This is a genomic window from Pedobacter agri (assembly GCF_032678665.1).
GTDB lineage: Bacteria > Bacteroidota > Bacteroidia > Sphingobacteriales > Sphingobacteriaceae > Pedobacter > Pedobacter agri_A.
Window position 1 is genome coordinate 153,631 of sequence record NZ_JAVTSH010000003.1, and the last position, 15,042, is coordinate 168,672.

At 38.1% G+C, this 15,042-nt stretch carries 14 protein-coding genes; 8 read left to right on the plus strand and 6 right to left on the minus strand.

The annotated features are described in order from the left end of the window. Window positions 1-420 precede the first annotated feature (420 nt). From gap to pfkA, 3 genes are read right to left on the minus strand one after another with little or no spacing between them, the layout of a single operon-like run. The gene (gene gap, locus R2Q70_RS07095; RefSeq protein WP_316806942.1) at window positions 421-1,422 is read right to left on the minus strand and encodes a type I glyceraldehyde-3-phosphate dehydrogenase; all 1,002 of its coding nucleotides are present in this window, start codon (window positions 1,420-1,422) and stop codon (window positions 421-423) included. Window positions 1,423-1,429: 7 nt separating this feature from the next. Then, entirely contained in the window at window positions 1,430-2,272 is an 843-nt protein-coding gene (locus R2Q70_RS07100) for a hypothetical protein (protein WP_316806943.1), read from the minus strand. Between the two features lie 2 nt (window positions 2,273-2,274). Then, window positions 2,275-3,261 carry a 6-phosphofructokinase gene (gene pfkA, locus R2Q70_RS07105; protein ID WP_316806944.1) on the minus strand — a complete coding sequence of 329 codons (987 nt, stop codon included), beginning with the start codon at window positions 3,259-3,261 and terminating at the stop codon, window positions 2,275-2,277. A gap of 109 nt (window positions 3,262-3,370) precedes the next feature. Here pfkA and R2Q70_RS07110 point away from each other — a divergent pair, with 109 nt between their 5' ends. Further along, window positions 3,371-4,060 (plus strand): NUDIX hydrolase, encoded by a 690-nt coding sequence (locus tag R2Q70_RS07110; RefSeq protein ID WP_010599987.1) that lies wholly within the window; start codon window positions 3,371-3,373, stop codon window positions 4,058-4,060. Between the two features lie 199 nt (window positions 4,061-4,259). On the opposite strand, the gene R2Q70_RS07115 is transcribed toward R2Q70_RS07110, so the two are convergent. Then, window positions 4,260-5,120, minus strand: coding sequence for an N-acetylglucosamine kinase (locus R2Q70_RS07115; protein ID WP_316806945.1), 861 nt, complete (start codon window positions 5,118-5,120; stop codon window positions 4,260-4,262). A gap of 219 nt (window positions 5,121-5,339) precedes the next feature. Here R2Q70_RS07115 and R2Q70_RS07120 point away from each other — a divergent pair, with 219 nt between their 5' ends. The 5 genes from R2Q70_RS07120 (at window position 5,340) to R2Q70_RS07140 (ending at window position 11,815) form a co-directional block, all read left to right on the plus strand. Beyond that, window positions 5,340-6,362 (plus strand): GntG family PLP-dependent aldolase, encoded by a 1,023-nt coding sequence (locus R2Q70_RS07120; RefSeq protein WP_316806946.1) that lies wholly within the window; start codon window positions 5,340-5,342, stop codon window positions 6,360-6,362. A 35-nt stretch (window positions 6,363-6,397) separates the two neighbouring features. After that, window positions 6,398-7,906: an acetyl-CoA carboxylase biotin carboxylase subunit gene (gene accC, locus R2Q70_RS07125; RefSeq protein WP_316806947.1), complete on the plus strand. Its 1,509-nt coding sequence runs from the start codon at window positions 6,398-6,400 to the stop codon at window positions 7,904-7,906. A 3-nt stretch (window positions 7,907-7,909) separates the two neighbouring features. Further along, on the plus strand, window positions 7,910-8,497 hold the full coding sequence (locus R2Q70_RS07130; RefSeq protein WP_316806948.1) for a riboflavin synthase: 588 nt from the start codon (window positions 7,910-7,912) through the stop codon (window positions 8,495-8,497). 140 nt (window positions 8,498-8,637) lie between these two features. Further along, on the plus strand, window positions 8,638-11,289 hold the full coding sequence (locus tag R2Q70_RS07135; RefSeq protein ID WP_316806949.1) for a glycoside hydrolase family 78 protein: 2,652 nt from the start codon (window positions 8,638-8,640) through the stop codon (window positions 11,287-11,289). A gap of 64 nt (window positions 11,290-11,353) precedes the next feature. Beyond that, window positions 11,354-11,815 (plus strand): DUF4268 domain-containing protein, encoded by a 462-nt coding sequence (locus tag R2Q70_RS07140; RefSeq protein WP_316806950.1) that lies wholly within the window; start codon window positions 11,354-11,356, stop codon window positions 11,813-11,815. On the opposite strand, the gene R2Q70_RS07145 is transcribed toward R2Q70_RS07140, so the two are convergent. Beyond that, a complete protein-coding gene (locus tag R2Q70_RS07145; RefSeq protein WP_316806951.1) occupies window positions 11,808-12,959 on the minus strand; it encodes a hypothetical protein in 1,152 nt (383 codons plus the stop codon). The genes R2Q70_RS07140 and R2Q70_RS07145 overlap by 8 nt on opposite strands. A 123-nt stretch (window positions 12,960-13,082) precedes the next feature. Between R2Q70_RS07145 and R2Q70_RS07150 the strand changes: the two genes are divergently transcribed. Both R2Q70_RS07150 and R2Q70_RS07155 read left to right on the plus strand, forming a co-directional pair. After that, window positions 13,083-13,379: a hypothetical protein gene (locus tag R2Q70_RS07150; RefSeq protein WP_316806952.1), complete on the plus strand. Its 297-nt coding sequence runs from the start codon at window positions 13,083-13,085 to the stop codon at window positions 13,377-13,379. 22 nt (window positions 13,380-13,401) lie between these two features. Next, the gene (locus R2Q70_RS07155; RefSeq protein WP_316806953.1) at window positions 13,402-13,992 is read left to right on the plus strand and encodes a porin family protein; all 591 of its coding nucleotides are present in this window, start codon (window positions 13,402-13,404) and stop codon (window positions 13,990-13,992) included. 59 nt (window positions 13,993-14,051) lie between these two features. Here the strand turns inward: R2Q70_RS07155 and R2Q70_RS07160 are convergent, their stop codons facing one another. Continuing rightward, window positions 14,052-14,978, minus strand: coding sequence for a YihY/virulence factor BrkB family protein (locus R2Q70_RS07160; RefSeq protein WP_316806954.1), 927 nt, complete (start codon window positions 14,976-14,978; stop codon window positions 14,052-14,054). Between the last annotated feature and the right edge of the window lie 64 nt (window positions 14,979-15,042).

Consider the following 15,042-nt stretch of genomic DNA (forward strand, 5'->3'; position numbering starts at 1 on the left):
ATTACTCTACAAATATAGTAAAAAAGTTGTTAGTGTAAAAAATACACTAAGATTTTTTTTAATATTTTTTTTGTCATTTTTTATTTACAAATGTTTTTATCACGTTTTTGATGTTTTAAAATGATAGCGATGCAAATGTAGGGTGAAAATATGTTAAGTAAATGTTAAATATTATTGAAATATGGTGGCGGATAGCAGAAAAATCTCCTAAAAATCGATTTAACATTCTTTTGTTTGATTTTTAGGTACGTATTAAGCTATTTTTTTAAATCTTAAGGGTAAATTCATGATAAAAAATACAGTAAAACTGAATTAATCGATATTGAATTTATTTTATTTATTAGTGAAGGTTCTTTTTACGCAAAAAAGCGGCAAATGTTTTCACATTGCCGCTTTCCATTTTAGTAATTAAACTAAAAATTATTTTAAACTTGCGTAGTATTCCACGAATTTTGCAAGTGCAGATGAATATCCCCACTCATTATCATACCATGAAACCACTTTTACAAAGTTATCGTTCAATGAAATACCTGCACCAGCATCAAAAATTGATGCATGATCGTTACCAATGAAATCAGATGAAACAACCTCATCTTCAGTATATGCCAGAACACCTTTAAGGTAACCTTCCGAAGCTTCTTTCATTGCTGCTTTGATTTGCTCGTAAGAAGCTGGTTTTTCTAAACGGGCAGTTAAATCAACAACTGAAACATCAGCAACAGGAACACGGAATGACATACCTGTCAGTTTTCCTTTTAATTCAGGAAGAACCATACCTACCGCTTTAGCAGCACCAGTTGATGAAGGGATGATGTTTGAGAAGCCACCACGTCCACCTCTCCAGTCTTTTGCAGAAGGCCCGTCAACAGTTTTTTGTGTTGCCGTTACAGCGTGAATAGTACTCATTAAACCTTCAACGATACCGAAGTTATCATTTAATACTTTAGCAATTGGCGCTAAGCAGTTTGTAGTACAAGAAGCGTTAGAAACGATCGTTTGATCAGCTGTTAATTTATCGTGGTTAACACCCATTACATATGTAGGGATATCAGCATCTTTAGCTGGCGCTGAGAAAACTACTTTTTTAGCACCTGCAGCAATGTGTTTTTCTGCATCAGCACGTGTTAAGAATAAACCAGTTGATTCAATTACTACTTCAACGCCTACAGCATCCCATTTCAAATCAGCAGGATTTCTTTCTGCAGTTACACGGATTGTTTTGCCATTAACTACTAAATTTCCATCTACAACTTCAATTGTTCCATCAAACTTACCGTGGGTAGTATCATATTTTAACATATAAGCCATGTAATCTGGCTCAATTAAATCGTTAATTGCTACAATTTCTAATCCTCTTTTTAATGCAGCTCTGAAAACCAGTCTGCCGATACGGCCAAAGCCGTTTATTCCAATTTTGCTCATTGTTTTGTTAATTAGTGTAATGTTTTAATAAATTAAGTATTGGTTCTTTAATAACTGTTTTAATTTTAAGTTTATGTCGTTCTGCTGTCAATTGCAAACGATCTTCCATTTCTGCAGCCACCTTGCCAACAAAATGAATTTCCTCATCACCATATTTATTTACAGTTGGGATGATGTAGTTCTGGAAGTATTTTTCAAATCCATCATCAATTGACTTGATGATGTACTCATGTTCAATATTCTGTGTAAAAAAATCAAAGAAAGACGTTAAAAATACATTGGCCTGTGGCTTGTTGTAAATTCTTTCCAATATTTGAGGGCGATCCAGATTATAATTTCTGATAAATTTCGTCTCCAAATCTTTCGGTAATTTTTCACTTAAAAAATCTTTCAAGAGCATTTTTCCAAAGTAATTTGAAGAACCTTCGTCACCAAGGATATAACCTAAGCCGAAGTTATTTCTTAATGGTTTTTTGCCGTCGAAATAGGCGCAGTGTGAGCCGCTTCCTAACATGCCTACTATTCCGGGTTTATCGTAACAGGCTGCTTTTGCTGCGCCGAATAAATCATCTTCTACAAAAACCTTACTGTATCTGAAAAAAGATGAAAGGGTTTTTGCCAATTCCTCCTTACGATCGGCAGAGGAAGCGCCGGCTGCGAAGAAATAAATCTTCTTTATATTTTCTGCATGATTTACCAGAACAACTTTCTTGTTTAGTATCTGCAAAAGTGTTTTCGGATCAACAAAAGTTGGATTTATCCCCGTTGTGTTGCAATGCGCAACAACCTGTCCATTTTGGGTTAATTTCCAAAATGCCGTTCTTGATCCACTGTAAACAACTGCTATCATAATTAAATGGATAAAACTTCGGTCATTTCCATTAAATCGGGCTCTAGTTTAAAGCTATGCGATGATAACGCCTCTTTAATGCTAGTCAACTTAATTTCGTTTCCTTTTAATCCTACCATTTGTTCCGTTTCTCCTGCAATTAAAGCGTTAACTGCGGCAAAGCCTAAACGGCTGCCTAAAATCCGATCGAAACTGCTCGGACTTCCGCCACGTTGTAAATGGCCCAGTATCGTAACCTTAGTATCGTAATGATCGAAAGTTTCTTTTACCTTTTTTGCAATATCATAAGCACCACCTTGTTTATGACCTTCGGCAACAATTACAATACTTGATGATTTTTTAGTTGCGGCACCTAAAGCAAGTTTATCAATCAATTCATTTACGCTGGTTTCTCTTTCAGGTAAAAGTACCGCTTCAGCTCCGCTTGCAATTGAACTTCTTAAGGCAATACAGCCAGAATCTCTGCCCATTACCTCAATGAAAAATAAACGGTCGTGTGCGTCGGCAGTATCTCTGATTTTATCAATCGCTTCAATTACTGTATTTATGGCGGTGTCATAACCCAACGTAAAGTCAGATCCAACTAAGTCATTATCTATTGTGCCAGGGATACCAATTACTTTAACTCCAAAAGTTTCAGAAAATCTTTTGGCACCGGTAAAAGTACCATCTCCGCCAATTACCACTAATCCATCAATGTCATTTTTCTTTAAGTTGTTGTATGCTATTTGCTGCCCTTCGTCAGTTTTAAATTCAAGGCAACGTGCGGTTTTTAATATCGTTCCGCCCAAGTGTAAAATATTGCTTACAGATCGGGCGTCCATTGGTTTTATGTTGTCAGTGATTAGTCCTTGATATCCTTGCATTACACCAAACATGTTAATGCCATGATATATTCCGGTACGAACAACAGCTCTGATTGCGGCATTCATTCCTGGGGCATCGCCACCAGAAGTAAGTACAGCTATATTTTTAATATTTGGCTCCATCTATGATACGAATATAGTGTGTAATTTTTACACTAAGTAATTTTTTTTATTTTTTTTACTTAATATTGAAAGTCATACCTTTATCTGCTTAAAATAACTAAATTTTACCTTGGAACAAATTTTACCTCATTTAGATTCAGTATTCTCGATAGATTGCGTTTTGTTTGGATTTGATGGTAAGGAACTTAAAATCCTGCTCATTGAAAGGAATGAAGAACCATTTAAAGATTGGTGGGCACTGCCCGGTAACATTGTTGGTGCTGATGAAAGTTTAGATCAATCGGCCGCTCGGATTTTATATGAACTTACTGGTTTGCGTGGTATTTTCATGGAACAATACTATGCCTTTGGCGATCCTAACAGGCACCCTCAGGGAAGGGTAATTACTTTAGCTTATTATGCTTTGATCCGTTTGGGTGGTGATAAAGAAGTTCGCCCGATTAGTAATTACGCAAAACGAGCCAACTGGTTGCCGATAACAGATTTGCCGAAGCTTGCTTTCGATCACCAAAAGATTTATGATAAAGGCCTTGAGAAAATTAAGCGGCGTATTAAACACCAACCCATTGCATTTGAGTTGCTGCCAGAAAAGTTTACACTCACGCAATTGCAACATGTTTATGAGTTGGTACTCGGTAAAAAGCTCGACAAAAGAAATTTCAGAAAAAAGATTGTAAGCTTTGGTGTATTGAAAGAACTGGACGAAAAACAAAAAGGCGTTTCTTACAGGGCTGCTACTTTATATCGTTTCGATAAGCGGAAATATGCCAAGCTTTTCGGTAAGGAAATTTCTTTTTAAGCTGGAAGTGGAAAGTAAAAAGTAAAAAGTTGAAAGTGAAAAGTTGAAAGTAAAAAGTAGAAAGTGAAAAGGCATTGAGCCGAGAGTTTTTATACAAAATAAGCCCGATTTGAGATTTCAAATCGGGCTTATTTGTTTGTGACTATCGACTATCGACTATTGACTCGAGACTCCGGACTTCGGACTTCGGACTCAAGACTTATTTCTTCGGTGCCAATTCTAAATGGTAATGAACTAAATCATCTATAGGAGAGCGGATGATTTTGCCCACGCCCATTTCATAACGGTCGGCAACAATACTCAAAATATCACGGAAACTGTAACCTACAGAACCTACACAATTTAACTTGTGATCTTTATAATTCGGGTAGTGAATAACCAAAGCCTCAAAAAATGAAGTAAATGCATAATCGATTGTGCTGAAAGCGTAATCTTCGTAGTTATCTTTAAAATCGTATAAAAATTTACTAAAACTTGCGCAGAAACGGTTTGGCAATGGTTTGTTGTAAATGTTATCGAAAATATCTTCGTTAGTTAAGGCATAGTTATCATAAAATGCTTCACGTAAACCTTTCGGCATATAACCTTTCATGTAATCGCTCAAAATACGCTTACCAATGTAAGATCCACTACCTTCATCACCTAAAAAGTAACCCAAAGAATCAATATTTAAGGTGATGTCTGTTCCATCATATAAGCATGAATTGGTTCCCGTACCTAGAATAGCGGCAAATCCTGGCTCGTTTCCAAGAAGTGCTCTGCAAGAGGCAAGAAGATCATGACCAACAAAAATTTCAGCATTCGTAAAAACCTGCTTCATTGCATCAGCAACAATTTTTACATTGCCTGGGGTTGAACATCCGGCACCGTAATAGTAAACTCCCGTCAATTTTTCTTTTTCCAAGTGGTCTGGAAGCGTTTCATTTAAAGACTTTACAATATATTCTCCCTTAGAAAAATAAGGATTGTATCCCTCAGTATTAAAGTAAATTTTTCTGCCGGCCTCGTTAATCAAACACCAATTTGTTTTGGTAGATCCGCCGTCTGCAATTACTATCATTTTATTTATTTTTGGTTTTAGCACGATAAAAGTATAAAAACTCTTATATTTTGTATCTTTTTTTTTAATAATTTTTTAACAATTTGTTGTTGTGAAAATTTAAGTGTGTAAAAAATACACTATATAAGCCGCTTAATGGGCTAAAAAGCTTAAAATTATACTCGAAAAGGCATTGGTCTTTTTTTTAATCGTCAGAAATATTTTACAATTAATATCAAAATGAATAGCAGATTTTTAGACTTTAGGAGTGACACGGTGACCAAGCCAACAGCAGGTATGCTGGATGCGATGATGAGTGCCAAAGTGGGCGACGATGTTTTTGGTGAAGATGAAACGGTGACGGCACTTGAACAAAAACTGTCTACAATGTTCAACATGGAGGCAGGATTATTCTGCCCGTCTGGCACCATGACTAATCAGATTGCCATTAAATGTTTCACCCAGCCAATGGATGAAGTTATCTGCGACCAAACTGCCCACGTTTATCGCTACGAGATTGGCGGTATTGCATTTCACTCTGCAGCTTCGGTAAGGCTGCTGAATGGGGAGCGTGGTATATTAACACCTGAGTTAATCGAGCCAGAGATTAATGAAGACAATATTCATTACCCCAATTCGAGTTTGGTGGTTTTAGAGAATACTGTAAATAAAGGCGGCGGCAAGTGTTATACCTTAAGTCAAATCGCACCTATTCATCACTTATGTAATATTAAAGGTTTGAAATTGCATTTAGATGGTGCCCGGGTTTTTAATGCTCTGGTGGCCACAGGCGATAAGGCAAGTGCTTATGGTAAGTACTTCGATGGAATTTCCATTTGTCTTTCTAAAGGACTTGGTGCTCCGGTTGGATCTGTTTTGCTTGGCAGTAAAGATATGATCAGGAAAGCCAGGAAGCTTAGAAAGGCCTTTGGCGGCGGTATGCGCCAGGCCGGATTTTTAGCTGCAGCTGGTATTTACGCCATTGATCATCACGTGGAACGCCTAAAAGTAGACCATGACCACGCAAAAGCCCTGGCGGTAGCGCTGGCCAGAACAAGTTATGTAAAATCAATTATGCCTGTTGAAACCAATATTTTGGTTTTTGTTGTTGCTCCGGGTGCTGCGCAAAAAATCGTTGATCAATTAAAAGAAAAAGGTTTACATTGCAATACTACGAGTGCAAGTACCATTAGGTTAGTAACGCATTTAGATTTGAATCAATCGATGATTGATGAAGCCATCGAAATTATTTTGCATTTGTAAAGATTGTTGTAATAAAGTTTTTAGTGAATAGCCAAATGTTTAAAAGATCCAAAACTCAAATATCTAAGCTTCTTATAGCCAATCGTGGTGAAATTGCGTTGCGTATTATGCGTTCTGCAAAAGAAATGGGCATTCGAACTGTCGCTGTTTTTTCGGAGGCAGACCGCGAAGCCTTGCATGTGCGCTATGCCGATGAAGCCGTTTGTATCGGTCCGGCCCCGTCGAATCAAAGTTATTTAGTTGGAGAAAAAATTATTAAAGCTTGCCAGGAAACCGGTGCCACAGCCATCCATCCTGGATATGGATTTTTATCGGAAAATGCAGGTTTTGCTCAGCAGGTTGCCGATGCAGGATTAATTTTAGTTGGACCCTCACCAGCGGCCATGCAAATTATGGGCAACAAACTATCGGCAAAAGCTGCGGCCTTGAAATACAACATTCCGATGGTTCCCGGAACTGAAGAAGCAATACAAGATATTGGTGAAGCCAAACAGCGGGCAGTTGAAGTAGGTTTTCCGATTTTAATTAAAGCCGCTGCTGGTGGTGGTGGTAAAGGAATGCGGATTGTTGAGCGTGTGGATGATTTTGAAGAACAAATGCAATTGGCTGTAAGCGAGGCCACTTCAGCTTTTGGCGATGGCGCAGTTTTTATTGAACGTTATGTAACTTCTCCACGGCATATCGAAATTCAGGTGCTAGGTGATGAACATGGAAACATTGTTCATCTTTTTGAACGCGAATGTTCCGTTCAAAGGCGCCATCAGAAAGTTGTTGAAGAGGCACCTTCATCAGTGTTAACACCAGAAATCAGGGCAAAAATGGGGAAATGTGCTGTTGATGTGGCTCGTTCGGTTAATTATACAGGTGCTGGAACAGTAGAATTTATTTTGGATGAAAACCTCGATTTCTTTTTTCTGGAGATGAATACGAGATTGCAGGTGGAACATCCTGTTACCGAACTGATCACAGGTATTGATCTGGTGAAAGAGCAAATCAGAATCGCATCAGGAGAGCCCTTGAGTTTCAGCCAGGATGATCTAAAAATCAGCGGTCACGCGGTAGAATTGAGGGTTTATGCCGAAGACCCTAACAATAATTTCCTTCCGGATATTGGTACATTGCAAACCTACAAAACACCAAAAGGAAATGGCGTAAGGGTTGATGATGGTTTTGAACAGGGCATGGAAATTCCTATTTATTACGATCCGATGATTGCCAAACTCATCACCTACGGGAAGGATAGGGAAGAGGCAATCAACAGAATGATCAGGGCAATTGAAGAATATGATATTACCGGGATAGAAACAACGCTGGCTTTTGGTAAATTTGTGATGCAACACGATGCTTTTAAATCAGGCGATTTTGATACGCACTTTGTCGGTAAATATTTCAATCCGGAAAGTTTGAAAGAAGCTGATGAGCAGGAGGCAATGATTGCAGCAATAATTGCCGCCCAACTTTTCGATCAGAAAGAAAGTACCTCATTGAGCAGAAAAGCACATGCGAAAACCTCCGATTGGAGAAAAAACAGAATTAAATACTAAAAAATGTTTACCGGAATAATAGAAAATCTAGGCGAGGTGAAAGCCATCAAAAACGATCATACTAACATACATTTCACCATTGCATCAGCCATTAGTCATGAACTTAAAATAGATCAAAGCGTAGCACATAATGGTGTTTGCTTAACGGTGGTAGCGTTAAACGATGATACCCATACGGTAACGGCTATAGACGAAACGTTAAAAAAAACCAATCTAGGGGATTTAAAAGTAGGTAGCAAAATCAATCTGGAACGTTGCATGCAAATGAATGCCCGCCTTGATGGACATATTGTTCAGGGACATGTTGATCAAACAGCAGTTTGTATAAAGCGGGAAGAACTGGATGGCAGTTGGGAATATCGGTTTAAATACGATGCTACTGCCGGAAATGTAACTGTTGAAAAAGGTTCTGCATGCGTAAATGGAATTAGCTTAACCGTTGTCAATTCACAAGATGATGAGTTTTCAGTTTTCATTATACCTTACACGTTTGAACATACAAATTTGCACCAGGTACAGGTTGGCGATACCGTAAATTTAGAATTTGATATCATTGGAAAATATGTTGCCCGTTTAATGGGAAACAAATAAACGAAAGTAAAAATTTGGTAGCAAAGGAAGCCCCGGTTATTGCTAACCGGGGTTTTTACTTTTAATCATAACAGTACAGGACGGTTTGCCGTTTGATATTCGCCATTATCGTATATTCAAACCAAATTGAGCCAACCTATATGAATTTATTTTCTTTAATAATCAGATTTACAGCTGTTTTTACTTTTGTTGTCTTCGCTTCAGTGGCAGGATTTTCACAGAAAATTGCGGTTAAAGATTTAACTGTTGAGCATTTAGTAAATCCTTTTACTATAGATGAAGCGCAACCCAGGTTTAGTTGGAAGATAGTTTCTGAGATCAAAAATACGATGCAAACTTCTTATGAAATTCGTGTAGGATTGGATGAATCAATTGAGAAAAAAAAGGTTTGGAGTACTAAAGAAAATAATGATCAGTCGGTACTAATAACTTATAGCGGCGCCGATTTAAAATCTAATACCAGATATTATTGGCAGGTGAGGGTGAAAGATAACTATGGAAATACTTCAAAGTGGTCTCCGGTACAAATTTTCCAAACGGGTTTAAAGGCAGCAGACTGGGTTTCGAACTGGGTGACCGTTGCGGGAAATGATACCGCTGCAAGCAGTCCGATGATCAGAAAAGAATTCAATGTCCGAAAAAAGGTTCGAACGGCTATGGCTTTTATCACTTCTAAAGGACTTTATGAGGCCAATTTGAATGGACGCAGAATCAGCGATCATTATTTCGCCCCCGGCTGGACCAGCTATAAAGATCACATCCAATACCAGGCTTATGATTTAACAAAATCGTTAAAAATCGGATTAAATGCTTTTGGTATTTCATTGGGAAATGGATGGTATAAGGGTAATATTGGTTTTTCTGGGCAGAATAAGTTCTACGGCGATACCAGGGCACTGCTTTTTCAGTTAGAAGTTACCTATACAGATGGAACCAAAGAAATTTTCATTACTGATGATACCTGGAAAAGTGCGAATGGCCCCATCTTATATTCTGATATTTACAATGGCGAAACCTATGATGCCAGGCAAGAACAGCCCGGTTGGGATCGGGTTGGTTTCAAGGAAAATGCATCCTGGAAAGCGGTGAGAATTATCCCGAAAGGAAATGAAAAATTGGTTGGCATGAGTGGCCCGCCTGTAAAAAAACATGAAACTTTTAAACCGGTTAAAATTTTTAAAACGCCACTTGGAGAAACCGTTGTTGATTTCGGACAGAACCTTGTTGGTTGGGTGATATTAACTGCAAAAGGACCTGCAGGTACAAAAATTAGCATCAGCCACGCTGAAGTGTTGGATAAGGCCGGTAATTTTTACACCACCAATCTTCGCTCTGCAAAACAGACCAACCAATATATTTTCAAAGGAAATGTATTACAGACCTTTGAGCCACACTTCTCCTTTCAGGGGTTCAGGTATGTGAAGATAGATGGTTATCCTGGCGAACTCACTGCTGATGCGCTAACCGCTGTTGCATTGTATTCTGATATGAAAACGACCGGTACTTTTACCAGTTCAAATGCTTTGATTAATCAATTACAGCACAACATCCAGTGGGGGCAAAAAGGCAATTTTGTAGATGTGCCTACCGATTGCCCGCAAAGGGATGAGCGTTTAGGATGGACAGGAGATGCGCAAGCGTTTGCCAATACCGCGGCCTTTAATATGAATGTGGCTGGCTTTTTTACCAAGTGGATGAAAGATGTTGCTGCAGATCAGCTAGAAAATGGCAGCGTACCTTATGTTGTGCCAAATGTACTTAACAAAAGAGATGCTGGTTCTGCCGGCTGGGCAGATGTGGCCACCATTATTCCCTGGGATATGTATGTAGCTTATGGCGACAAGGGCATTTTATCAGCACAATATCCCAGCATGAAAAAATGGGTGGATTACATTTCTTCCGTAGCAAAAAACGATTTGTGGAACACGGGTTCTCATTTTGGGGATTGGCTTTTTTATCGCCCGAATGATGACAATGATGGCAGAGCAGCAGTAACCGACAAGTATATGATTGCACAAACTTTTTATGCGCACTCTACACAACTTCTCATCAATGCGGCAAGGGTTTTAGGGAAAAATGATGAAGTGAGCAAATATGAAGGGCTTTTAAAACGAATCAAACAAGCTTATGTGAATGAGAATATGACCGCCAATGGTAAACTCGCATCCAATACACAGACGGCTTATGTTTTAGCTTTGCAATTTGATATGCTTCCAGAAGCAAGCAGGAGGCAAGCTGCAGAAAGGCTGGTTCAAAACATTAGAGATTATGGCAACCATTTAACCACAGGCTTTTTAGGGACACCTTACTTATGCCACGTGTTAAGCAAATTTGGTTATGATAACGTGGCTTACGATTTATTGATACAGGAAAGCTATCCTTCCTGGTTATATCCTGTAAAAATGGGTGCAACCACAATTTGGGAAAGATGGGACGGAATTAAACAGGATGGAACTTTCCAAACGGCGGATATGAACTCATTCAATCATTACGCTTATGGTGCCATTGGCGATTGGATGTATAAAAATATTGCAGGGATTAATCCGGTAGCAGAAAATCCGGGTTACAAAGAAATATTAATTGCTCCAAAACCCGGTGGAAAATTATCCAGCGCAGCTGGCGAACTGGAAACTGTTTATGGTAAAGTTAAATCATCATGGACTTTGCAAAATGGCGTTTTCAAACTTGATGTTTCCGTTCCGCCAAACTCAAGGGCCACCTTGTTGCTACCCAATACCGATAGAAAAGAGAAAATCGGTTCGGGAGACTACCATTTTGAATACAAATATTAATGTTTTAATATTGCAGGTCGCTAAAAGCTGGTAGTAATAGCTGTGGCGATAGCGATAATAATATATGTATAGTAAAGACGAAGCAGCGAGGCTACGGCAACAATTTTGGATCAGTTTTGGACAGTATATGAAGCCTGTTCCTTCTGCCAGTGGCTCAACTGTTCATTGGGTAAACTACAAAACAGGCGTAAAAAACATCTTTTTTAAAATGGATGTGACCAATAAACAGGCGATTATTGCTATTCAGCTTACCCATCCGGATCCTGAAATCAGACATTTAATATTTGATCAGTTTGAGGAGTTTAAACTGATGTTTACGAACACATTAAATGAGGAGTGGGATTGGAGCCGGGATTTTACCGACGAATACGGTAAAACCGTTAGCCAGATTTTTTTAACACTCAACGGCGTAAGCGTATTCAATCAGCAGCACTGGCCAGATTTGATCTCGTTTTTCAAACCCAGAATTATTGCCCTCGATGAATTCTGGGATCATGTAAAGCCTGTTTTCGAAGACCTTATTTAGTGAGCAATGCCATTTGTTCGATTCTTGCCTGCACAAATTTGATTTCATCTGCATCATCTTTGGGGTTTGGTTTGCTCTTTAAATAAAGCTGATAATAGTTTAGGGCACTTTTACTCCGTTTAAATTTTGTATCGTTTAATGTCGCAAGGCGGTAATACAAGTTGGGGTTTGATTTAAATTGTAGGCCTTTTTTATAAGCTGTTTCAGCAAGCGTAAATTTTTCGTCTTCTTCGTAAGCCAAACCAAGTAAGGCATAATAGCTTGATGTATTTGGCGAAATGGCTTCTTCAATTGTTTTCTTGGCATAGATGGTTGCCATTTTGTAGTTTTTCAAATTCCGGTAACATAACGTGGTAAAATAAAGCGTATTCTCATTTTGCATAAGCATTTCCTCTAGCTGCCTGAAGAGCGTAACGGCTTTATCATATTTTTTTGTGTAGTAATAAGCTTTTGCTAAATCCTTAATTACGCTAGCATCTTTATTATCTTTCAGCAATGATTCACCGCTAACAATTACTTCGTCATATTTTTTGAGCAGATTTGCTATTGGCAGCTTGGTCCGTTGAAGAACTAAATTTTCAGGATCTGCCCTTATCGCTACATTCAGCACGTCATAAGCCCGATCATAATTCTGATAAATTGAATGTACGGCAGCTAAATCAGCCGCTACATCTCCATCTGTTGGTACCAATTTATTGGCCTTGAGTAGATAGACCAGTTTTAATGAATCTTTATCTGAAAGGTAAAGGTTAGCTAAAAGTTTATACACCATGAAATTATTGCTGTCAATCTTTACGATATTTCCGTAATACAATTTTGCTTTTTCAGTATTTCCTCGTCGGGTGTTGATACTGGCCAATGAAAAGAGGATGGGCAAATTGCCTGGTTGAGTGGCATCAGCCTTTGCATAATACTTTTCAGCTTCTACATTATTCCCGGCCATTAAAAAACAATAACCTATCTGCGTTAAAGCCTTCAAATCTGTTGTTTCCGAACCATAACTTGTTTTCAAGTATTCTCCTGCTTCAGCATAGCGCTGGTTCTGATAAAAATCAAAAAGTTTCTCTTTATCAATGGTAACTAATTGTGCCAGGCAAATCGTTTTGATGGACAATAAAAGGCAGGTGATCAGGAGCTTCCTCATATCAGAATAATTTTAAACTAATTTATTAGTTGTTTTTCATAATTCCAAATGAATCGAAATAAAAACAAATTGAGCAGGTAGGGGTTTAATATAAAACAGTTTAAAAATTAAAAAATAAGACCTATGAATACTTTAAAGAAGTTTGAATTAATGGAAAAGATTGTGCGTGAGCTTGAGGATTTACAAAATTCACAACAGGCACTTATTCAGAAGATTGGTAAAATTGAAGTGGATAACATTGAGTTGGGCGATAGCAGACTAGAGAAAGATGCCGGAGATATGCACCAAAGATTGGCAGACAACTTAGACACTATTGTTGCAATTTTAGACTATTTTGCAAACAAAACGGAAAATTTTGGCAATAAAAACAATGTTGAGGCCTTGAAAGAACAAGAAGCCATTAACAATGCAACCAGCTAAATAACCTTAAATCATTCCTAATATGAAATTTTTATCTTTAACAGCAGCCATGCTTATGGTTTGCTTTTTTGCGAGTGCGCAAGTATTACCCTCAGTTCAATTCGGATTAAAGGCTGGAGCCAATTTTTCGAAATTCGATTCAGAAAATACCTTTGCAAGTGATAACAGGGCAGGATTTTATGGCGGTGTGTGGGCAAGAATAGGTGCAGCGGGAATTCATTTCCAACCAGAACTTTATATTTCTGGTAAAAAAGCAGACCTGATTAGTGAAGCTACTGGGGAGATAAATAAAGTAAGGTTTACCAGTCTTGATGTACCTTTATTAGTTGGAACTAAATTTGGTGCTGCCGGAATTGGAGTGCGCTTAAATACAGGACCAATGTTCTCTTTAATTTTAGATGAAAATCAGAGTTTCGGACAAGCAGCAGGAAATGTGTTCAGAGCAAATTTCAAAAATCAGGCAATTGCATGGCAATTTGGTGCAGGGGTTGATTTGAAAAAATTAAGTCTTGAAGCGAGATACGAATTGGGTTTATCTAAAATTAATAAAGCAGGTTATCCTGGAACAAAGTTAAACCTATTTACGGTTGGTTTAGGGTATAGATTGTTTTAAACGAACTGCATTTCAAATAAATTAAAAAGGCAAATCTATCATGGATTTGCCTTTTTAATTTAATCGTTTTTCTCCAGCTCAACTTCTGTCATCTCGTAGGCAAATGAGCCATTTTTAGGAATAATCGGAGTTTCCCTTCCGATGCTGAGTGCTTTGATATAGGATGCACCAAAGTAAAAAATCAGCGAGGAATAAAAAACAAATAACATAATCACAATCAATGATCCGGCAGAGCCGTAGATGTTACTGATGTTGCTGAGTGGTAATAAAATCCTTAAAATATACTTTCCGGCAGTAAATAAACAACCTGTGAGTAATCCGCCAGAAAGTGCAGCTTTCCAGGTTGGCCTTCCATTAGTTAGAAACCGGAATAACATGGTGAACCAAGTAGTTACAATAAATACGAAAATCAGCTGATTCAGTATAGAAGTCAGTATCAATCCAAATGAGGGAGAATTGGTGTTTAAATAGGCGCCGATGATGGCCTGAATACTATCAGCCAGTAATCCAATAAAAAATAGAATACCGGCAAGCAAGATAATAATCACTGATATCGCCCTTGACTTCATTGTATTCAGAAATCCTTTTTTATCTTTTTGCCCAATGTTCCAAATCTGCTCCAAAGAGTTTTTGATCACGTTAAAAAGGGTGGTGGCCACGAAAAGGAAAAATACAAAACTGAATAGTGTAATGTACCAGGCCTGATCAATACCGCGGATGTTCCTCAATGTTGATCTGATTTGTTGAATGCTGTCTTCATCTAAGATATTGGCCAAACGCTCAAATAAATGCGTGGCCAACATTCTTCTATCGGTAAACATGCCAAACAAACGAATTAAAATGATGAGGATTGGTGGTAAAGCAAAGTTGGTGAAAAAGGCCGTTGCGCCCGCTAAACGTAAGGGATCATTCTTTTGATATAAGATGAATGCATTTCTCGCCGTGGAGAAAAAGAATTTTAAATCTTCTTTGATGGTTATTGGCATCCTTTGGAAATAAACTAAAGTCCGAAATTACTTAAAATAGTTTGTTTCGGACTCTTGTATATGA